Raw genomic sequence first — 20,936 nt, 5'->3', positions numbered from 1 at the left:
CAAAAAACCAGAGAAGCTAGCTTCTCTGGTTTAAATAATACTTTTTAAAACTGTCAACCTATTTTAGGACGACTCATTGCTCCCCCTCTTGGGCTCGAACCAAGGACCCTCTGATTAACAGTCAGATGCTCTAACCAACTGAGCTAAGGAGGAGTTTGCGACACAAGATTTGTGTTTTGCGAGTGCAAATATAACATCATTTTTTTATTCAGCAAACGTTATTTTACGTAATTCTTTGAAGAAATTTAGTTGGAAGAATTAAATGAGTTAAGAATGAATGAGATAGAATAATAATCAGATGTGAGTTTTTTGAAAATAAATTCAATAAAAAAAGTCCAACATTTCTGCTGGACTTTTTTGCTCCCCCTCTTGGGCTCGAACCAAGGACCCTCTGATTAACAGTCAGATGCTCTAACCAACTGAGCTAAGGAGGAGTTTGCGACACAAGATTTGTGTTTTGCGAGTGCAAATATAACATCATTTTTTTATTTAGCAAACTTTTTAGTGAAAAAAAACATTTTTTTTTTAATTAGTGTCTCAAAATTAAAATCTTAAAATTAAAGAATGCTATTTTACTAAAAGTTGTACTTTTGTATTAGTTATTCTTATTACAGAAAAGTACAATTGTTTTATATGGACAAGTTTTCGTTCTTAAATGCAGCACACATCGGTTTTATTTCAGAGTTGTATGAACAATATCAGAAAAACCCAGATGCTGTTGAACCAAGTTGGAGAAGTTTTTTCCAAGGATATGATTTAGCAAACGAGAATTACTCGTTAACTGATGAAGAAGAGATAGAGATTCCTGAAGAAGTTCGTAAAGAGTTTCTAGTAATCGATTTAATAAATGGATATCGTACCAGAGGACACCTGTTCACTAAAACGAATCCTGTAAGAGAGCGTAGAAAGTATACGCCTACTTTAGATTTAGCAAATTTCGGATTAACGGATCAAGATTTAACAACGGTATTTAATGCCGGACAAATTTTAGGTATTGGCCCGCAAACGTTATCTGTAATCGTTAAGCATTTACAAAACATCTACTGCGATAGTATTGGTGTAGAGTATATGTATCTTAGAAATCCAGAAGAGATTAAATGGTGGCAAGATCGTTTGAATAAAAACGATAATCACCCAAGTTATAATTTAGAGGAAAAGAAATATATCTTATCTAAATTAAATCAAGCCTCTACTTTCGAGAGTTTTTTACAAACAAAATATGTAGGTCAAAAACGTTTCTCTGTTGAAGGTGGAGAAACTTTAATTCCAGGTATTAGTGTGGCGCTTCGTGATGCTGCTGAAAAATATGGAGTTCAAGAGTGTGTTTTAGGTATGGCTCACCGTGGTCGTTTAAATACATTAGTGAATATCTTTAAAAAACCTGTTCGTGATTTATTTAGCGAGTTTGAAGGAAAAGATTTCGAAGATGAAACTATCGATGGAGATGTAAAATATCACTTAGGTCTTACGTTAAGTAAATCATATAGAGGTGGTCAAGAGATGAAAATGAACTTAGTTCCTAACCCTTCTCACTTAGAAACTGTAGATGCGGTTGCTGAAGGAATTGTTAGAGCTAAAGTTGATTTAGATTATGATGGAGATGATTCCAAAATTCTTCCAATTTTAGTACATGGTGATGCTGCAATCGCAGGTCAAGGTATCGTGTATGAAGTTGTGCAAATGGCACAATTAAACGGATATAAAACGGGTGGAACAATTCACGTTGTAGTTAATAACCAAGTTGGTTTTACAACGAATTATTTAGATGCTCGTTCTAGTACATACTGTACAGATGTTGCAAAAGTAACATTGTCTCCTGTATTACATGTTAATGCAGATGACGCAGAGGCTGTTTGTCATGCAATGCAAATTGCTGTGGAATACAGAGCGAAATTCAAAAAAGATGTATTTATTGATTTATTAGGATACCGTAAATATGGTCATAACGAAGGTGATGAGCCAAGTTTCACACAGCCTAAATTATATCAATTAATCAAGAAGCATAAAAATGCAAAAGAAATTTACGTAGCAAAGTTATTAGAAGATGGATCAATAACTAAAGATTATGTAAAACAAATTACAGACGAATTCAAAGAGCATTTAGAGGCTGAGTTTACAGAGTCGAAGAAGAAAACAACTTCAAAGATTCAAGATTTCATGCCAGACGTTTGGGACGGATTCGTACGTAAGCAATTAGAAGATATGTTACAACCAACAGATACAACGTATTCTGTTGAAGCATTAAAAGATATTGCAAAAGTAATTTCATCTACACCAGACGGACATAAGTTTGTTCGTAAAGCTGAACGTATTTTAAAAGGACGTGCAGATATGGTGTTTGAAAAGAATGAGTTAGATTGGGGTACTGCCGAAAATTTAGCTTACGGAACTTTATTAGAAGAAGGTTATAATGTTCGTATTTCTGGAGAAGATGTAGAAAGAGGAACATTCTCTCACCGTCATGCGATCATGCGTGATGAAAATACTTTAGAGCGTGTAAACTTATTAAACACAAATCCTAAAAATAAAGGAGAGTTAACAATTTTCAACTCTCATTTATCTGAATACGGAGTTTTAGGTTTCGATTACGGTTATGCAATGGCTGCACCAAATACTTTAACAATTTGGGAAGCACAGTTTGGTGATTTTGCTAATGGAGCACAAATCGTTTTCGATCAATATATTTCTTCAGCAGAAGATAAGTGGAAGTTACAGAACGGATTGGTAATGTTATTACCTCATGGATATGAAGGTCAAGGACCTGAACATTCATCAGCAAGAATAGAACGTTTCTTACAGTCTTGTTCAACAGATAACTGGACAATCGCAAATTGTTCTACACCAGCAAACATGTACCACATTTTACGTCGTCAGATGAAACGTGAGTTCAGAAAACCTTTAGTGGTATTTACTCCTAAGAGTTTATTACGTTTACCGGCGGCAGTAAGTACAATTGAAGAATTAGCAGAAGGAACTTTCCAAGAAGTAATCGATGATACAATCGATACAGCTAAAGTGAAGAAAATGGTATTCTGTACGGGTAAATTCTATTACGACTTATTAGCTGAACGTAATGAATTAGGTAGAGAAGATGTTGCTTTAGTTCGTATTGAGCAATTATTCCCATTACATAACGACAAAATCAAAGAAGTTATGGATAAGTATCCAAACGTTGAAAGTTATGTTTGGGCACAGGAAGAACCTAAAAATATGGGAGCTTGGTCGCACATGTTAGAGCGTTTTGAGCACGCAAGATTAGAATGCGTTTCAGATGCATACAGAGCTGCTCCAGCTGCAGGTTCTAAAAAACGTTCAGAAGAGCGTCATAAAGCAATTATTGCTAAAGTTTTTGATAAATAAAAAAGAATAAAATAAATTTCAGATATAAAAATTAATACTGATGGTTTTAGAAATGAAAGTTCCTTCTCCGGGGGAATCAATTACAGAAGTAGAAATAGCAACTTGGTTAGTTGAAGATGGAGACTATGTAGAAAAAGATCAACCAATTGCCGAAGTTGATTCTGACAAAGCTACGTTAGAATTACCAGCGGAAGAAAGCGGAATTATCACTTTAAAAGCAGAAGAAGGAGATGCTGTAGCAGTTGGTGCTGTAGTTTGTCATATCGATATGAGTGCTGCTAAACCAGAAGGTGGAGCAGAGAAGAAGGAAGATGCACCAAAAGCAGAAGAGAAAAAAGAAGCTCCTAAAGCTGAATCAGCAAAAGATACATATGCAACAGGAACTGCATCGCCAGCAGCTAAGAAAATTTTAGCTGAAAAAGGAATTAGCGCCGCTACTGTTAAAGGAACTGGAAAAGACGGAAGAATTACTAAAGAAGATGCGGTAAAAGCTGTTCCATCTATGGGAACTCCAGGAATGGGAGCTCGTGGTTCTGAGCGTAAGAAATTATCGATGTTACGTAGAAAAGTTGCAGAGCGTTTAGTTTCTGTAAAGAATGAAACAGCTATGTTAACTACGTTTAACGAAGTTAATATGAAGCCAATTTTCGATTTACGTAACGAATATAAAGAAGCTTTTAAAGCGAAGCATGGAGTTGGTTTAGGATTCATGAGTTTCTTCACATTAGCTTGTGTAAGAGCATTACAAATGTATCCAGCAGTAAACTCTATGATCGACGGTAAAGAAATGGTTTCTTTCGATTTTCAAGATATTTCAATTGCGGTTTCTGGACCAAAAGGTTTAATGGTACCTGTAATTAGAAATGTTGAAAATTTAACGTTTAGAGGTGTTGAAAGTGAAGTAAAGCGTTTAGCTATCAGAGCTCGTGAAGGTCAAATTACTGTTGATGAAATGACAGGTGGTACATTTACAATTACAAATGGCGGTGTATTTGGATCTATGTTATCTACACCAATTATTAATCCTCCACAAAGTGCAATCTTAGGAATGCATAATATTGTGAACAGACCAGTTGCAGAAAACGGAGAAGTTGTTATTCGTCCGATTATGTATGTAGCTTTATCTTACGATCACAGAATTATTGATGGTAAAGAATCTGTAGGTTTCTTAGTTGCTGTTAAAGAGGCTTTAGAAAATCCTGTAGAATTACTAATGAACGGAGATATTAAGAAAGCTTTAGAAATGTAATTTTCTTTATAGCGAATATAAAATCAAAAATCCTATGCCTAAACAGTGTAGGATTTTTTTTGCCACATGATTAACCAAGAAAATGAAACTACAAGATTCAAAAATTGCTACAACAAAAAGAATAGAATTATTAGATGTTTACAGAGGGTTTGCTATTCTCGGAATTTTTGTCGTGAATATCGTGATCATGAATTCTACATTTTTAAATCAAGATGAATTCGCTATTCAATGGACATCTAATGTTGATGTTATTACTCAGAAAATTTTGCAGTTATTTTTTTATACTAAGTTTTTTCCAATTTTCTCTTTGTTATTTGGTCTAGGGATTTCTATGCAAGCTATTAAACTAGCTGAAAAAGGAAAAATAAGCACTGCTTTTTTTATGAGGAGAATGTTCTTCTTATTCTTGTTTGGACTTTTACATATCAGTTTACTGTGGTCTGGAGATGTATTAAATATGTATGCTTTTCTGGGTTTGTTAACGGTGTTTTTTATTAAAAAATCTAACCGATTGATTTTAGGATTATCATTGTTGTTTTTACTCTTTCCTTTTTACGATTTTGTGTTTGAGCAATTATTTAATGTTATAGGTTATGATTCTAGCCAATTTTTAATAAACCATTCAGGAGAATCTGTAAGAAATATAATAAGAAACGGATCTTATTTTGAAGGTATGCAATTACGGTTTTTAGAATATGGAGCGAATTTTCCTATGTTAATTGGGTTTCTTGCTCCAATAGCTTTATCAATGTTTTTATTAGGATTGTATCTAGGAAAAAATAAGATATATGAATCTCTAGAAAGTTTTATAATTAACATTAAAAAGCCGGTACTAATTATAACAGTTATTTCTAATGTATATCGAATATTATTTCTTTATGTATTGGTAAAATTAGATGTCTATAAAATTGATGTTGTAAGGCAACTTTTTATAAAGTTGATGGTCGTCTCAGATGTAATTATGGGATTGTTTTATTTATGGATAATAGGTTGGTTATGGTATAAAACAAAATTTAAAAATGTTTTATCACCTTTAAAATATGTAGGTAAAATGGCATTAACGAATTATTTAATGCATAGTTTTATTGGTTTGATATTATTTTCTTCTGTAGGTTTATCACTGTATGAAACTTTTAGCCCCTCACAAACTTTTTTAATAGCACTACTAGTTTTTGTTTTTCAGATTGTTACCAGTAAAATATGGTTGTACTATTTTAAATTTGGTCCATTAGAATGGTTGTGGAGGTGTTTAACTTATAAAAAGCTTTTTAAGCTAAAAAGAGATAATTGATTACGTGCTTATGTAAGGATTTTATATATTTATCGTTTCATTTTTATAAATTCCCTCATAATGCACCCTAAGCATTTATTTTTTGCTTTGTTTATTTCGTTTAGCATCATTGATGTTTCCACTATTTTATTCGGCTTTAAAGATTTGTTATGGCTACCAAGATTTTTAAGCTTAATTGCAGTTGTATTATATGGATATTTTTCTAAAAAACAGGTCAAATTAAGTTTTTGGATATTGTCATTTTTTATTGTTTTAACAGGTGTTTTGTTTTCTTTAGATGATTACACCTTGTTAGGAATGTTAAGTTTAATTGCTTTACGCTTTACCTGGTTGAAGCTAATTTTCGATTTAAACACAAAAATTGATTATATCACCTTTTTTAAGGTATTGGGAATTACTTCTACTTTTTTCGGAATTGTATTGTACGCATTATATGTAGATAGTCTGTTTTATTATTTATCTATAATTACAACTTTAGGTTTGTTGTTGTTATTATCAGCAGCTTTTTCAGTATTCACAACAAAAGGAGGAGGTTTTGGGAATAGAGAAATGTTATTAGCTATAATAATTTTTATTATTTCTGATGCTTTATCAGGTTCTAAAAAAATTACAGGAACGTCATTGTTTTTTATCATTTTAAGTGTTGTCTTATACAATACAGCATATTATTTTTTAATGAGAGCAGTGATAAAAAACGTGAAGAAATAAAGTTATTCTTTAGAAAATTTAATTTTTAAGCTAGGAAAAGTAACACCATCTATAGTTATTTCAGAAGAGGTTTTGTAGGCGTAAATTGAATCCTTTACGGTTAATTTAGGTGTAACCAAATCATAATTAATTTTAATTTTTTCAATAGAATCAGATACAATAATAATTTGATCAGTTACTTGAATGTTTTCAATTTTAGCCTCTTTAACTGAATTGATTTCAAATATTTCATTCTGAGATAATTCTTGTAGTTGAGTGATTATATTTTCTTCAAAATCAGGATGAGTGGCTTTCAGTTTCAGTAAATCAAAATACTGATTGAATTTCTCTGTTAAGAGTTCATGTTTTGTGATTTTTAAAGCAGAAGTTTCGGTATAACTTTCAGTAGTGAAATCATAGGTTTTATTCATCTCTTTATTCGCACAAGACACAAATAGTAAAACTAAAATTATGTAGATTAACTGTTTCATTGTACAATAAATTTAAGTTTAACAATTTTTCCATGCTCAATAATTTTATCAAGAATTTTAATTTTCTTTAAAGTATTCGTTGGAGTAGAAATCAGCTGAATAAAGTTTAATTTTGAATATACTTCTACGCCTAAGTCATTTCCGTAAAAACGATAGATTTTAGCATTTTGTGCAATTAAATTATTTAAGTGTTGTTGACGAACCTTCCAGTCTTTCACATTGTTATTTGCATAATAATCTAACATTAAAGAATAATCATCAGAAGCAATTTTTACTTTATTATTACTATTAGATACAATACGACGCGTAATAGTGTCTGTTTTATGGTAAGGAGAACTCACAACAAAAGTGATTTGTTTAGCCGTAGTTTTGTATCGAAAACAACCTGAACTGTCTGTTTTAAAATACAAAGGAGATTCTTTTTTCGATAGTACGGTAATATTTAAATGTGATTTGGTAATTGGAATATCTGTAATTTGGTTTACAAAACAGAATACAAATTCATTAGTTTTAGGTTTTACTAAAGTCCATCCGATAATACTAATTAAAAGAATTAAAATTCCGAGGAGTACAGGTTTTTTAGGAATAATGTTACTTCTTTCTTTTTCGTTTTTAGTGACGAAATCATTCCAGTTTTCGTAACCAATATACTTACTTAATAAATTTAAAATATCAATTCTTGGTAACTTATCAGAAGTATTCTTGCAATAGGTGTAAAACCATTTTTCACTTACTTTTCCTTTTACTTTAGCGAATAAATCTTCCTGAAAAAGAACAATATTTTCTCCTTTCCAATCTTCAATGTTTTTTGGAGCGCTATGCGTTTTTAAAAAAGTAACAACAAGCTCTTTTTTAAGTAAATCAAAGTGATAAGATTCGGTTTTCTCCAAAGTTCTAATAGCTTTTTTGTTTTGTAAAATAGTTTACAAAGCTTTTACAAGTATTTTACAAGGCTATGTATAGCAACAAAAATAGGTTTGTAAAACGAATTATTAAATATAAAGTTATGAAAGTTTATTCAATCAAAACTCAATTAAAAAGGTGTTGTTTATTTCTTGTGTTATCACAAGTTTTTGCGTGTAGCGACAAATCTCCATCTTACAATGAAAATATTTCTGTTTCAGAAAGCTATGCAAGTGAAAATGATTTGAAAACATTTGCTGTTTCAGAAGAAGTAAAAGATAAGTCAACTATTGAAACTATTGAAAAGCAGAAATTAAAAATTATTAAAACTGGTGAGTTAAAACTTAAAGTTAAAAATGTAAAAAAAGCAACTGCACAAATAAAAACTTTACTAGAAAAGTACAATGCTTACATAGCAAATTTGCGATATGAAAACACTTCTTATCAAAAGCGAAATAATTTTACAATTAAAGTACCGAAAGCATATTTTGATGTATTATTAGATTCAATTAGTACTTATGCTGAAGTTTTAGATCATGAAAATGTGAGTACCCAAGATGTTACTGAAGAATTTTTAGATATAGAAACAAGACTAGCAACAAAACTTCAAGTTAAAGAACGATACGAAACCATATTAAAGAAGAAAGCTAAAACTGTAGAAGATGTTATCTATGCAGAAGAGAAGTTAGGGGCTATTCAGGAAGAAATAGAAGCAGCACAAGGTCGATTGAAATACTTGTCAAATAGAGTGATGTTAAGTACAATTCATGTAAAATTATATGAAGAAATTCCTTATAAAGCTTCAAAAGTAAAAACAGAAACTTTTGGTAGTAAATTTAAGCGAGCGATTTCCTTTGGTTGGGCTTTTTTTGAGAATTTAGTGCTAACTCTAGTACACATTTGGCCAGTGATTTTAATAGGTGTTGTGGGATTTTTGTTATACAGAAAAAGAAAAAAGACTAAATTAGAGGATATTAACTAAATTTTCTTACAATGAAATTAGGTGCTTTCTCAATAAGTTTGGCTGTTAAAAGCTTAAAAAAATCAAAAGAGTTTTATGAAACACTAGGTTTTTCAATATTCGCTGGAGAAATGGAACGAAACTATCTAATCATGAAAAATGGAAATTCGTTGATTGGTTTATTTCAAGGAATGTTCGAAAACAATATTCTAACATTTAATCCAGGTTGGGATGAAAATGCAAATAATTTAGAAGAATTTGATGATGTAAGAACGATTCAAAAACACTTAAAAGAGAATCAGGTTAAATTAGAAAAAGAAACAGATGAAACTACAACTGGTCCTGCAAGTATTGTGTTTTTTGATCCTGATGGAAACACAATTTTAATAGATCAACACGTATAAAATGAAAGTCAGTTAGAGCGGAATAGAGATATACTATCCGCTCCATCTGACAAGCATACAAGTGTTTACTTTTTAATCACTTTTTTAATCATAGATTTTCCATTTAGAGTAACTCTACAAAAATAGATTCCGCTTGCTAATCTATCTTGGATTTCATTTAATTTAAATTTATGAATTCCTGAATTTATCTTAGTGTCAACAATAGTTTGAGAAGTTCCATACACATTAATGAACTCAATTTTAATGAGCGTGTTATCCTCAGAATTCGTTACTTCTACTACAGATTTCTCATTTAATGCATTAGGATAAATCAGCATTTCATTTGAAAGAAATTTCGTGTTGTCTGGCGTAATGTTTCTCGATGAAAGTGTATTCGGATTTTGATCGTACCAAGTTCCGTTGTAATACCAACCTTCAGAACATCTAGATAAATCAGCAGTTTGAGAATTTCCATTATTACTAAAAATTACATTTGCACAATTCGTATCTGTAAAAGTATAACTATACCAACCGTTAGCTTCTTGCTGCATAGTTTCTCCAGGCCAAGATGTAGTCAAGTTCGATGGAGATGTATTCCAGAAGTAAATTTCAGGATCACTAAAAGAATCCGATTTAAAATATATTTTTAAATCATTGCTATTTGGTTGTTCATCATACCAAGTTCCATTGAAATACCAACCATCTCCACAACGTTGTAAATCTGCTGTTTGATTTGCTCCATTATTGCTGAAAATTAAGTTGGTACAATCAACTCCATCAAAAGTGTAAGAAAACCAACCATTACCAATATCAGTCATGTTTTCTCCTGGCCAAGATGTAGTTAAAGAAGCAGGATTCGTATTCCAGAAATAAATACTTGGATTTGTAAGATTTCCTTTATAATACACTGTCATACCACTCGATTGTTCAGTAAAAGTGTAAGTTTCTGAAATAATATTTGAAGCTAAACCTTCTGCATCAAAAGCAACTGCTTTTACAGTCGTGTTTGTTGTGATACTTATCGGCCCATTATAAATTGGTGAAGAACTTGTTGGTGTAGAATCATCTACAGTATATCTAATTACAGGATTCGGATCACTACTATCTGTAGCAGTTAAACTAACTTCAACTGTTTCTCCTATAGTGTATTCACCACCAACTGGACTTACAGATAAACTCGGAGCTTGATTTCCTGTTGTACATGGAACAGGCATTTGACTATCTAAGAATAAATCTTCTGTTTGTCCACCACATTGATTGATAATGTAATTTGTACTCAAAATTCCTGGTAATTCATATTTGTACCAGCCTTCACAACCTTCGCCTAAAGGAATCATTTCTACACCAGGCCAAGCTATATTTGGTAATACGTTTGGTTCTTCTAACCAATAATAAACTTTAGGAACTTCACCACAATCAGAAAAAGCATACAGTGTAAATCCATCAATTTCACCAATAGAATATTTTCTAGTTACTACAGAAGATAATTCTCCGTTTGCATTCTGAGCTACGATTTGTACATCTACAGTTTCAGTAAAAGTTACATCGCCAGTATAAACTGTCCAATTGTTTAAATTATCTGTACTTAAGTTTAAGTCAGTAGTGTAATATATCGTCGGATTTGGATCTTCTTTATCCGTTGCTGAAGCAGTCATCGTGATAGCATCTGGATCATAACTACTTTCAGGTGTAACTACTAATGAAGGACGATTTGTAGGATTTGTTTCTTCTATTAAGATGATTCCATTACTATGAGCATTGAAAGTAACAGATCCGTTTGATACTATTGCTACAGCTTCTGTATAAAAATCACGTAATTCGGTTCCGTTAGGAAATAGAGAAGATACATTCACTGAAGTATTACCAGATGCACCTACAACAACTACAACTCTATCATCATTTAGTGTTCTTGAAAATGTATACGGACTACTAGATAATCTCTGGTGAGTTCCTCCACCAACAGCTAGGTGATTTCTTCTAAATTGTCCTAATCTTTGCCAGTGGTTTTGAACATTGGTGTTTATGTTATTCCAGTTCATATAAGATCGAGTTCCTTGGTGTGGATCACCACCTCTTGGGCCTTCTGGTCTTCCTGTTTCGTCTCCATAAAAAATTTGTACAGATCCAGGAGCTAATAGTAAACTAGTTCCTCCATTAATTAAGTTTCCTCTGTCAAATAAAGAAGTATCGTGAGAAGAAATATAACTTAAAGCATTCCAATCTGAAGCTGAATTGATCGAGTTTGCATAACTAGAATAAATATTTTCTAAATCGTTTATGTTTCCAGCTCTTCCTTGAAAATCAAAGTTGATTAAACCATCAAAACCATTATCAATATGATATTGAGATCTTCCAAATCCGTAACCAAAATTTTCTCCAACCATCCAGAATGGTAAATCATCTATTTTCTTAGTCGGATTATTATTTTTCCAATCTTGTAAAGCAATTACGGCTTGTTCTTTTAAAATTCTCCACGATTCTCCTTCTACATGTTTTTCAGTATCAACTCTAAATCCGTCAATTCCGTATTCTCTAACCCAGTCAGTTAACCATTTTACGAAGTGATTTCGTACCGTTCTACGATATCCTGTTCTGTTAAAAAAGTCATTTAATTCTGATTGTTCTTGAGCTAATTTGCTTGAAGACCATTTTCTAAGTAGAATAGGTGGTAATCCAACTTCAGAGTTAGACTCAGTAAGGATATCGGGTAAACCAGCTAAAGTTTGCGTAAGCTCACTTCCTCCTGGAGAAGGATATCCAGGTAATCCTGCACGCATCCAATCACCAGACCACCAATTCCCCCAGTTATTACAACCGTTGGAATAATTGATAAATAAATCGTGAATACTTGCCCAATTTTGACCGTTTGAAGGTCTCCAACCTTTCCAACTATCATTTGCACAACCAAAATTAAACTCTTGCATATCGTGTAATGTATTGTAACCAACATGGTTCATTACCACATCCATAACCAAACGAATGCCACGATTATGTGCTGCATCTACAAAAGCTCTAAATTCATCTTCTGTACCAAAATTAGCGTCCATTTCAGTCCAGTCTAATCCATAGTAACCATGATATGCATAATGTCTAAATTCTCCATTTTGTCCACCAGAAACCCATCCATGGATTTGTTCATACGGAGCAGAAAACCAAATGGCATTAACTCCTAAGTCATCAAAATACCCTTCGTTGATTTTTTGAGTTAATCCAACGAAATCTCCTCCATAGAAATTACCAACTTCATCAAATCCATAATCATTTCCATTTCCATCTTTTCCTCTTCCATAAGATTGATCATTACTTGTTTTTCCGTTTTCAAAACGATCTTGGATTACAAAGTATACAGTAGAGTTATCCCAGCTAAAGGGTTTATCTCGATTTTCGTTTTGTCCCACTACAAAAAGACTGAATAGCAAGAAAAAACTTATTAAAAGTGTTCTCATTAGTTTTAATTTTTTAAATAAAAGGTTAAATAGGAAGCCACCCGATTTTACATAAGGTGGCTTATAGGTTGTTATTTCTTAATAACTTTTTTAATCATAGATTTTCCATTCAAAGTAACTCTACAGAAATAAATTCCGCTAGCCAAACGACTTTGAATTTCATCTAATTTAAATTTGTGAATTCCAGAATCTATTTTAGAATTAACAATAGTTTGAGATGCTCCATAAATATTGATGAATTCAATTTTTACAAGCGAATTATTTGTCGAATTTGTTATTTCTACCACAGACTTTTCATTTAAAGCATTTGGGTAAATTAACATGGTATCTGAAATTAAGCCAGTGTTACTAGTTGTAATGCTTCTTGAAGCAGTATTCGGATTTTGATCATACCAAGTTCCATTATAATACCAACCATCAGTACATCTTGATAAATCAGCTGTTTGAGAACTTCCATTGTTACTGAAAATAATATTTGCGCAGTCTGTATTAGATAAAGTATAGCTATACCAACCATTAGCTTCTAATTGCATAGTTTCACCTGGCCAACTAGTAGTTAGGTTTGAAGGTGAAACAGACCAGAAGTAAATTTCTGGATTACTAAAATTATCAGATTTAAAATATATTTTTAAATCATTACTTCCTCCTTGTTGATTTTCTGGATTTTGATCATACCAAGTTCCATTGAAATACCATCCATCTCCACAACGTTGTAAATCTGATGTTTTATTTGCTCCATTCTGACTAAAAATAAGATTTGTACATCCCACACCATTTAAGGTATACGAATACCATCCGTTACCAATATCAGTCATATTTTCTCCAGGCCATGAAGTAGTTTGTGATCCCGGACTTGTATTCCAAAAATATACAGTAGGATTTGATAAGTTTCCTTTGTAATACACAGTCATTGAATCTGATGTATCAGGGTTGTCTGGATTGTCAGGGTTATCTGGATTTGAATCTCTAGGATCAGTATCATGCCAAGCTCCATTATCAAACCAACCATCTCTATCTCTAGATAAATCATCAGTTTTAGTGTTTCCATTATCATTGAATAATAGATTTGTACTACTAACACCATCGAAAATATATTCGTACCAATCTGTATTTCCAATTCTACTCATTTGCGGACCAGGCCAATTACTTGGTGGTAAAACATCAGGAGATTCATTCCAATAATGTACATTTACTTGAGACCATGAGTTTGGTTTTTTAAAGTATACATGTAATCCTTCAATCGGACCAATAACAAAAGATTTTGTAATTACATCAGAAGCAATTCCGCTACTATCATAAGCAATAGCTTTAATTGTTGTAGAGTTATTAATGGTAAATGAACCCGAATATCTAGTACTAGATCTACTAGGATTTGAATTATCGGTAGTGAAGAAGATTTCTAAGTTTCCACTTCCACCAAAAGCTTCCATAGAAACTTGTATTGGATCTTCAGATCTTGTGTTACTTGGATTAATATTTACAATTGGTTTACTTGGTCCGTTTACACAATTTTCAAAATATCCACCACCACAAGGTCCGATTAAACCAGGTCCGTTTAACACATAAATACCCGCAGAACCAGAAGTTACAGAAAAATTGATTCTTCCACCAGAAGCAAAAGCTTCTCTACCAGTTACTGCATCTCTGTAAACTCCGTCGCGAACACCAGAAATTGAAAATGATGCACCACCGTCTTTAGCTAAACCTACAACAACTTCACTGTTTCCATGAACTCTTTTGTACGAAACTGCATTTCCAGGAGCTTCTTTCCATTCCCAATTTCCTTTTTGTAAAGCAGGAATAGCACGACGCATTGCATTTAACTTTTTAATTTGCTGGTAGATTTGATGATTTGGAGCTTGATCCATTACATCACCATAATAGGCTCTACCTGTTTTATCAATAGATTCTTGAATACCAGCTGCATTATGAATATCAGCAAATTCTCCAGCTTTAAAACGCATTTCAGTTCCGTAATATACTGTCGGAATTCCGCGCCAAGTAAACATAAAGTTCATACAAGCCGCTAAGTTCTCATCTGTACCACCATAACGTCTGTTCCAGTCATTATTTGGCCCAAAATCATGGTTATCTAACCATGTAACTAATGTTGACGGATCACTATATAAATTATCATATCTAGCTGCAGCTTTTACTGTAGGAAACGATTGACCTTCTTCAAAAGTTCCGTGAAAAGTAGCTTCCCCGTAAAAATCGATTACGGCTAAATCTAATGGAGCAGAATTATTAACAGCACCACGCCAAGTATAATAGTGCGGATTTGTTTCTTCCACTGGATGCAACTCATGTCTTTTTTGAGCCACTTCACCAAAAATGAATAAATCAGGATTTATAGTTTTAAAAGCATCAAAGAAATATAAAACATCTTCTTTACTCATATGTTTTAACGTATCCCATCGGAAAGCATCAACTCCCATTTCAATATACTTTCTGTAGGCATTTACTAAGTAGTCTCTTACTTTTTGACTTCCAGTGTTTAAATCTGGAGTGTCTCCTGCAAGTGCTCTGTTTTGTAAGTTTTCGACATCGTCGAATCCTTGCGCAAAACCATTGCCAGAATGATGATACCAATCAGGATCACTAGTATCAACATAACTTTCTTTTCCTGGGAAATTATAAGCTGCTAAGTTTTGATTATATGGAGCTGGCATTTTGGCAAGATTTGCTCTACTCCAAATTAATCCGTCGTCTGGATTTGGTGTAATTCCATCATATTCCCAATTCGGATTGTCGTCTGCAGCCCAAGGTTTTGCGGGGTCTGTGTTATATTTAATTTCGGCAACATCTTTAATCCCAAATCGTCCGGCATGATTGGTAACTACATCAAGAACGATTTTCATGTCTCTTGCATGAATTTCATTAATCAAATCTTGAAATGTTGCACCAGGAGATTCTAATCTTGGATCTACTTTGGTGAAATCCCAAGCATGATAACCATGATAATCTAACGGACTTCGGTTATGTACAATTGGAGTAACCCAAATTGCTGTGAAACCTAAATCTTTAATGTAATCTAACTTTTCAATTAGACCTTTAAAATCACCGCGCCAAGTTACATCGTTTGGATCTGTAATACTTGAATTGATGTCTGGGTCAGGGTTGTATGAAGACCATTCTGTGGGAGCATTATTGTTGGGGTCTCCATCATTAAATCTACTGGTAAGTAGAAAATAAATTGTTTCTTCTCTAAAATCAACTTGAGAGTAAACATTACTAAAAGTCAATGTGGCAATCAACAAAGCCACAAAACTTAATTTTCGGTAAGTTTTTTTCATGAATAATAGGGTTTGTTTGTAATAAATTGAAGGTTGATAAAAATGTAATTATCTGCAGTATTAATTACATTTTCGACAATTTAGCTATTATTTATTGCCTTTTATTCAGTGATTAGAATCGAAATCGATTTCGTGTTGATAAATAAAGTAAGATATTTTATTTCATTATTAAAAAAGTGAAAAAAATCACTTTTGGTCATTAAGTTTCCAATTGTAATTCATGTATTTTATTTCGGCATTTGATAGTACTTTCACGTTTGAGTATTTGTTAATAAAAGTGATGATATTTCCCATATTGAAATCTTCTGGATACCATTCAAAAACTTTAGATATTTCTATATCAGTATTTGAAATTTTATTTTTTGTAGAATCATTAATAAATTGTCTAGTGAGTTGTTCTAAATTTTGATCGATGTTATTTTCTGTAAAAGCATAGTTAACGAATTTTGGTCCTGAATAACTAGCTGCGTTTAATCCAACATGTATGCGTCCATCATTAAATTGTTTTCTAATTATTCCATGCTCAATCTCATTTAACGTATATAATTTACCACCAATTTTTGCGAAACGGTAATTCCAAGCATCTTTTCCGTCTTTTTTTATAAAAGTTATACTATTACTTATTGTATTTGTAATAACAAAACTAACTGCATTATTAGAGTTTTGTTTTTTTTCAATATCAACTTTTTTCTTAGGAGGATAATTATCTATTATTATTTTAATGGTATAAGCATTATATGCATTTATCCAAAATGCTTTTTTTTTGTTTTCACTCCAACTTTCTGTAGGTATTGTATTTGATAAATATTCTAAATAAGTATTTAAATCATCTGGGTTTTCTTGGATTGATTTATAGTTTATCATTCCTTGATTATCTACATTATTTTGCAGGATAGTATCATAATTTTCTGTCTGACTAAATAAGGTATTTGTAATTAGTATTACTGATGCAATGAAAATGATTTTTTTCATAATTAAGAATTTGAGTTAGTCAATCTGCTGTTCTAATATACTTATTTATTAATAAGAGTATTGTGTTGATTACTAAAATTTTAATTGTAAATTCAGTTTTTTTGTAAAAACAAAACGAGTAGTTTAACACTACTCGTTTTTGGGAATTATTCTTAGGGTATTATTTATTAAGAAGGGACACTTTAGGTGTTCTTATTTGTCATTTAAACTCCAATCGTATTCTAAGTAAGAAACCTTAGCGTTATCATTTACTTTAGTTTTAGAGTATTTGTTTATATAGTCTACTAACGTAGTGTTCGATGTAAAATCTTCTTGATACCACTCAAATATTTTTGAAACTTTAATTTCTGTTAAAGTGATTTTGTTTTTCGAAGAATCATTTATAAAGTCAGTCATTAAACTTTCTAACTTTTCATCTATATTTTTTGCAGTAAAAGCATAATTTGGGAACTTAGGTCCAGACACAGATCCTGCATTTACACCTACATGGATTCTTGCATCATCATGCCATCTTCTTAAAATTTTATGTTCAATATAGTCTAAAGAATAGGTTTGTTTTCCAACTTTAGCAAATGGTAATTTCCACGCATTTCTTCCTTTTATTTTTATGTCAGTTAATTTTTTTAAAGGATAACTATCTATAATTAATTTGATAGTGTAAGCATTATAGGCATTCATCCAAAAAGCTTTGGCTTTTTTAGAAGACCATTTTTTTGTAGGTATTGTAGATTCAAGTTGATTTAAATAGATGTCTAAAACGGCTTTGTTTTTTCGTAAACCTTTGTAATCTAACATTCCATCAGAAGTTACATAAGTTTTTAATAGTGCGTCAAAGACTTCGTTAGATTGAGACTGAGCATTGTAAGTTAATGCGCTGAATAGTAAAGTAATAAATAGTTTTTTCATTTTGTATTAATTTATCCGCTCGGGGAATTTATTTACAATGATTAAGACGTGTTAAAAAAAAGGACATTACAGTTTCAGAATAAAAAAAAACAAAAAAAGAAATAAAAATTGTTAAAGTTTGAACTTTTTTTAAGTTCAAAAAATCAGGTTTTACTAGAGTTTATCAATGATTTAGTTTAATTATTAAAAATTAACAAATGTTGATGATTTTTTTTAAAATAAGTTTGTTTTTAGTTTAAAACATGAAAATGAATTTTGTTTAACGTTTGAGTTAAAAAGTTAAAAATAATCATGATTTTTGTTTGTTTTGTGATAAAAAATTGTATTTTTTATGAATAATTTATAGATTTGTTGATAAGTAATTAACCAACTATAAACCCTTCAAAAATGAAAAAACTCTTTTTCAAAGTGGCTTTTTTTGCCACTACTTTTCTATGTGCATATAGTATAAAAGCGCAAAAAGCATTTAAAATTGGAGATGAATTTGATTCTAATGTTAAGATGACAAGAAGTTATCAAGAACTAAAAGAATTAAAATTTAAGAACATTAATGGGAAACCAGATATGGTGTTTAAAAAAGAATTTCACTCTGAAAATTCTTCTTATGTGAAATTATATTTCAAAGATTTTGACTTAGCTCCAGGTGATTATGTAGAAATCACAGGTATGACTACTGGTGAAAAAATTATCTATGGAGGTAAAGGAAAAATTGTTGATAGTGATATGACTATGATTAGTGATTTTTGGTCTAAAGTATTATTTGATGATAAAGTAGAGGTAAAATTATATTCTTATGGTAAAATAGATAATCATAAAGGATTTGAAATCTCTAGAGTAGCTTATGGATTTAGTAATGAAAAATTAGCTAAGATATTTGATGATAATAAATCATTACAAAGTAGAGCAATATGTTCTAGTGATAATAAAGAGCAAATAGCTTGTTATCAAGGAACAGAAATGTTTGAAAAAGCAAAAGCTGTTTGTCGTTTAATTATTAATGGTAGTAGTAGTTGTACTGGATGGCTGTTAGGTAGTGAAGGACACTTAATGACTAATAACCACTGTATCGGTTCGTCTTCTGCAGCTCAAAACACAGATTTTGTTTTTAATTTTCAAAATAATAATTGTTCTGGTACTAGTGCTGCGAGTTCAGATGTTGTAGCCTCTTCTTCAACTTTCATTAAAACAAGTTCTGGTTTAGATTATACGTTAGTTAAATTACCAACAAATCCAACAGCGACTTATGGTTTTTTAAGTTTAAGTTCTGTTTTGCCTTCAGCTGGTGATAGAATTTATATTCCTCAACACCCAGGAGGAAGAAGAAAGGAAATTTCTGTGAATACAGATAGTGGTTTTTCTACTGTAAATTGTGTAGGAAACTGTGCAACTCCTCGTGTACCTCAAAAAACAATTAACTACTTTGCAGATACGGAAGGTGGAAGTTCTGGTTCTCCAGTAATTGATTATAATTCTCATTTAGTTTTAGCTATTCACAATACTGGTGAATGTCCTAATGGTTCATTTGGTAGAAGTGACGATTTAATTTCTTCTATAGGAAATGATATGCCAAATGATGGTGTAGATGGAAATGGTGGAGGAGGAAATCCACCAAATCCAACACAGTGCTCTTCTTCAGTAAGTTCTTTTCCATACGGAGAAAGTTTTGAATCTAATGTAGGTTGGACTCAAGCTAGTGGAGATGATGGAAATTGGGTAAGAGATGCTTCTGGTACACCTTCTTCTGGAACAGGACCAAGTGCTGGTGCTGATGGAAGTTTTTACTTGTTCTTAGAAGCTTCTACAAACGGAAGTACTGGTCAAATAGGTTCTAACGCAACAGCAATTTTAGAGAGTCCATGTTTTAATCTTTCTAGTTTGTCTTCTGCTACTTTTTCTTTTAGTAATCATATGTATGGTACAAGTGTAGGTTCTTTACGTTTAGAAGCTTCTACAGATGGAGCAACTTGGTCTAGCTTATGGAATGATTCTGGAAATAAAGGAAACCAATGGAATAGTGTTTCTGTAAACTTAAGTAGTTATTTAGGACAGAGTGAAGTAAGATTACGTTTTGTTGGAACAACAGGTTCTAGTTGGTCTAGTGATATTGCAATCGATGATTTATCATTAACTAGTGGTGGTGGAGATCCAAATCCTCCAGCTTGTGCTGCTTTAAATTTCAATGATTTCTCAATTACTTCATTCTCTAATCAAGATGCAGATGGTAATTCTTCAGTAGGTAATTCTGGAGCTTCTTTAACATTAACAAATAATACTTGGAAGTATTTACCAATGAACTATACAGTTACCGCAAATACAGTAATTGAATTCCAATTTTCTAGTACATCTCAAGGAGAAATTCACGGAATTGGTTTTGAGGATGATAATACATTAACATCTTCTCGTTATTTTAAAGTACATGGTACTCAAAATTATGGTGTAACTAACTATGATAATTACACAAGTGGAACTGTAACGTATACAATACCTGTTGGAAGTTCTTACACAGGAAATATGGATCGTTTAGTGTTTATTAATGATAATGATGGAGGTTCTGGAAATAATTCTACATTCTCTAATGTTAGAATTTATGAAGGATCTTGTGAAAATGCAAATGTAATAGTTGCTGAATCTTTCGGAACTAGAATAGATGTTTTAGGAGATGAAGATGAAGATTTATTTACAGCAATTCAATTGGCTCCAAATCCATTAAAGAGAGGAAGTACATTGCAAATATTAGGGCCAGATAGAAGTTTAAAAGACGCTTCTTATGCTGTAGTAAATATGTTAGGGCAAGTTGTTAAAAAAGGAAATGTAAATGAAGCAAAAGCAATTGAAACAAATGAGTTAAACGCTGGAGTTTACATTTTAAGAGTAGAAAATAAGTTTGCAAAAACTAGTAAGAAATTTATTATTGAAAAGTAATAAATAGAGTAGTATAATTATTAATTGAATTGACTAGAAAACCCTCTTGAAAATCAAGAGGGTTTTTAT

13 protein-coding genes and 2 tRNA genes are annotated in these 20,936 nt (G+C 31.7%); 7 read left to right on the top strand and 8 right to left on the bottom strand.

The window, feature by feature from the left end:
* Positions 1-79: 79 nt before the first annotated feature.
* Both Q1A46_RS16545 and Q1A46_RS16540 read right to left on the bottom strand, forming a co-directional pair.
* Positions 80-153 (bottom strand) — tRNA-Asn (locus tag Q1A46_RS16545).
* 207 nt (positions 154-360) lie between these two features.
* Positions 361-434: transfer RNA gene (locus Q1A46_RS16540), tRNA-Asn, on the bottom strand.
* A 199-nt stretch (positions 435-633) separates the two neighbouring features.
* Here Q1A46_RS16540 and Q1A46_RS16535 point away from each other — a divergent pair.
* From Q1A46_RS16535 to Q1A46_RS16520, 4 genes are all read left to right on the top strand, one after another.
* Positions 634-3,360, top strand: coding sequence for a 2-oxoglutarate dehydrogenase E1 component (locus tag Q1A46_RS16535; RefSeq protein WP_299681354.1), 2,727 nt, complete (start codon positions 634-636; stop codon positions 3,358-3,360).
* Between the two features lie 40 nt (positions 3,361-3,400).
* Complete coding sequence (gene odhB, locus Q1A46_RS16530) at positions 3,401-4,609, top strand: 2-oxoglutarate dehydrogenase complex dihydrolipoyllysine-residue succinyltransferase (protein WP_299681351.1); 1,209 nt, start codon at positions 3,401-3,403, stop codon at positions 4,607-4,609.
* Between the two features lie 82 nt (positions 4,610-4,691).
* A complete protein-coding gene (locus Q1A46_RS16525; RefSeq protein WP_299681348.1) occupies positions 4,692-5,900 on the top strand; it encodes a DUF418 domain-containing protein in 1,209 nt (402 codons plus the stop codon).
* A gap of 60 nt (positions 5,901-5,960) precedes the next feature.
* Positions 5,961-6,608: a hypothetical protein gene (locus Q1A46_RS16520; RefSeq protein ID WP_299681345.1), complete on the top strand. Its 648-nt coding sequence runs from the start codon at positions 5,961-5,963 to the stop codon at positions 6,606-6,608.
* Positions 6,609-6,610: 2 nt separating this feature from the next.
* Here Q1A46_RS16520 and Q1A46_RS16515 read toward each other — a convergent pair whose 3' ends face one another.
* Positions 6,611-7,078 (bottom strand): hypothetical protein, encoded by a 468-nt coding sequence (locus tag Q1A46_RS16515; protein ID WP_299681342.1) that lies wholly within the window; start codon positions 7,076-7,078, stop codon positions 6,611-6,613.
* On the bottom strand, positions 7,075-7,968 hold the full coding sequence (locus Q1A46_RS16510) for a hypothetical protein (protein WP_299681340.1): 894 nt from the start codon (positions 7,966-7,968) through the stop codon (positions 7,075-7,077). The genes Q1A46_RS16515 and Q1A46_RS16510 overlap by 4 nt, the downstream gene beginning before the upstream one ends.
* Before the next feature lie 116 nt (positions 7,969-8,084).
* Between Q1A46_RS16510 and Q1A46_RS16505 the strand changes: the two genes are divergently transcribed.
* Positions 8,085-8,963: a DUF4349 domain-containing protein gene (locus Q1A46_RS16505; protein ID WP_299681337.1), complete on the top strand. Its 879-nt coding sequence runs from the start codon at positions 8,085-8,087 to the stop codon at positions 8,961-8,963.
* An 11-nt stretch (positions 8,964-8,974) separates the two neighbouring features.
* Complete coding sequence (locus tag Q1A46_RS16500) at positions 8,975-9,346, top strand: VOC family protein (protein WP_299681335.1); 372 nt, start codon at positions 8,975-8,977, stop codon at positions 9,344-9,346.
* Between the two features lie 65 nt (positions 9,347-9,411).
* Here Q1A46_RS16500 and Q1A46_RS16495 read toward each other — a convergent pair whose 3' ends face one another.
* From Q1A46_RS16495 to Q1A46_RS16480, 4 genes are all read right to left on the bottom strand, one after another.
* A complete protein-coding gene (locus Q1A46_RS16495) occupies positions 9,412-12,771 on the bottom strand; it encodes a starch-binding protein (protein WP_299681332.1) in 3,360 nt (1,119 codons plus the stop codon).
* Positions 12,772-12,842: 71 nt separating this feature from the next.
* The gene (locus Q1A46_RS16490; RefSeq protein WP_299681329.1) at positions 12,843-16,067 is read right to left on the bottom strand and encodes a starch-binding protein; all 3,225 of its coding nucleotides are present in this window, start codon (positions 16,065-16,067) and stop codon (positions 12,843-12,845) included.
* Between the two features lie 186 nt (positions 16,068-16,253).
* Positions 16,254-17,039 (bottom strand): DUF547 domain-containing protein, encoded by a 786-nt coding sequence (locus Q1A46_RS16485; protein WP_299681326.1) that lies wholly within the window; start codon positions 17,037-17,039, stop codon positions 16,254-16,256.
* A 192-nt stretch (positions 17,040-17,231) separates the two neighbouring features.
* Positions 17,232-17,945, bottom strand: a complete 714-nt coding sequence (locus Q1A46_RS16480) for a DUF547 domain-containing protein (protein ID WP_299681323.1) — start codon at positions 17,943-17,945, stop codon at positions 17,232-17,234.
* 387 nt (positions 17,946-18,332) lie between these two features.
* On the opposite strand from Q1A46_RS16480, the gene Q1A46_RS16475 reads away from it, so the two are divergent.
* Positions 18,333-20,867, top strand: coding sequence for a trypsin-like peptidase domain-containing protein (locus tag Q1A46_RS16475; protein ID WP_299681321.1), 2,535 nt, complete (start codon positions 18,333-18,335; stop codon positions 20,865-20,867).
* Positions 20,868-20,936 lie beyond the last annotated feature (69 nt).

Origin of the sequence: uncultured Tenacibaculum sp. (assembly GCF_947502995.1) — a bacterium.
In the GTDB taxonomy this organism is placed as follows: Bacteria; Bacteroidota; Bacteroidia; order Flavobacteriales; family Flavobacteriaceae; genus Polaribacter.
Note: the sequence above shows the minus strand (reverse complement) of the source record. Positions and strands in the feature narration are given on the sequence as shown.

Excerpts from the sequence above, each read along its gene's own strand:
- Q1A46_RS16535 (WP_299681354.1), top strand. The coding sequence starts at position 634 with ATGGACAAGTTTTCGTTCTTAAATGCAGCACACATCGGTTTTATTTCA.
- odhB (WP_299681351.1), top strand. The coding sequence starts at position 3,401 with ATGGTTTTAGAAATGAAAGTTCCTTCTCCGGGGGAATCAATTACAGAA.
- Q1A46_RS16525 (WP_299681348.1), top strand. The coding sequence starts at position 4,692 with ATGAAACTACAAGATTCAAAAATTGCTACAACAAAAAGAATAGAATTA.
- Q1A46_RS16520 (WP_299681345.1), top strand. The coding sequence starts at position 5,961 with ATGCACCCTAAGCATTTATTTTTTGCTTTGTTTATTTCGTTTAGCATC.
- Q1A46_RS16515 (WP_299681342.1), bottom strand. The coding sequence starts at position 7,078 with ATGAAACAGTTAATCTACATAATTTTAGTTTTACTATTTGTGTCTTGT.
- Q1A46_RS16505 (WP_299681337.1), top strand. The coding sequence starts at position 8,085 with ATGAAAGTTTATTCAATCAAAACTCAATTAAAAAGGTGTTGTTTATTT.
- Q1A46_RS16500 (WP_299681335.1), top strand. The coding sequence starts at position 8,975 with ATGAAATTAGGTGCTTTCTCAATAAGTTTGGCTGTTAAAAGCTTAAAA.
- Q1A46_RS16495 (WP_299681332.1), bottom strand. The coding sequence starts at position 12,771 with ATGAGAACACTTTTAATAAGTTTTTTCTTGCTATTCAGTCTTTTTGTA.
- Q1A46_RS16490 (WP_299681329.1), bottom strand. The coding sequence starts at position 16,067 with ATGAAAAAAACTTACCGAAAATTAAGTTTTGTGGCTTTGTTGATTGCC.
- Q1A46_RS16485 (WP_299681326.1), bottom strand. The coding sequence starts at position 17,039 with ATGAAAAAAATCATTTTCATTGCATCAGTAATACTAATTACAAATACC.
- Q1A46_RS16480 (WP_299681323.1), bottom strand. The coding sequence starts at position 17,945 with ATGAAAAAACTATTTATTACTTTACTATTCAGCGCATTAACTTACAAT.
- Q1A46_RS16475 (WP_299681321.1), top strand. The coding sequence starts at position 18,333 with ATGAAAAAACTCTTTTTCAAAGTGGCTTTTTTTGCCACTACTTTTCTA.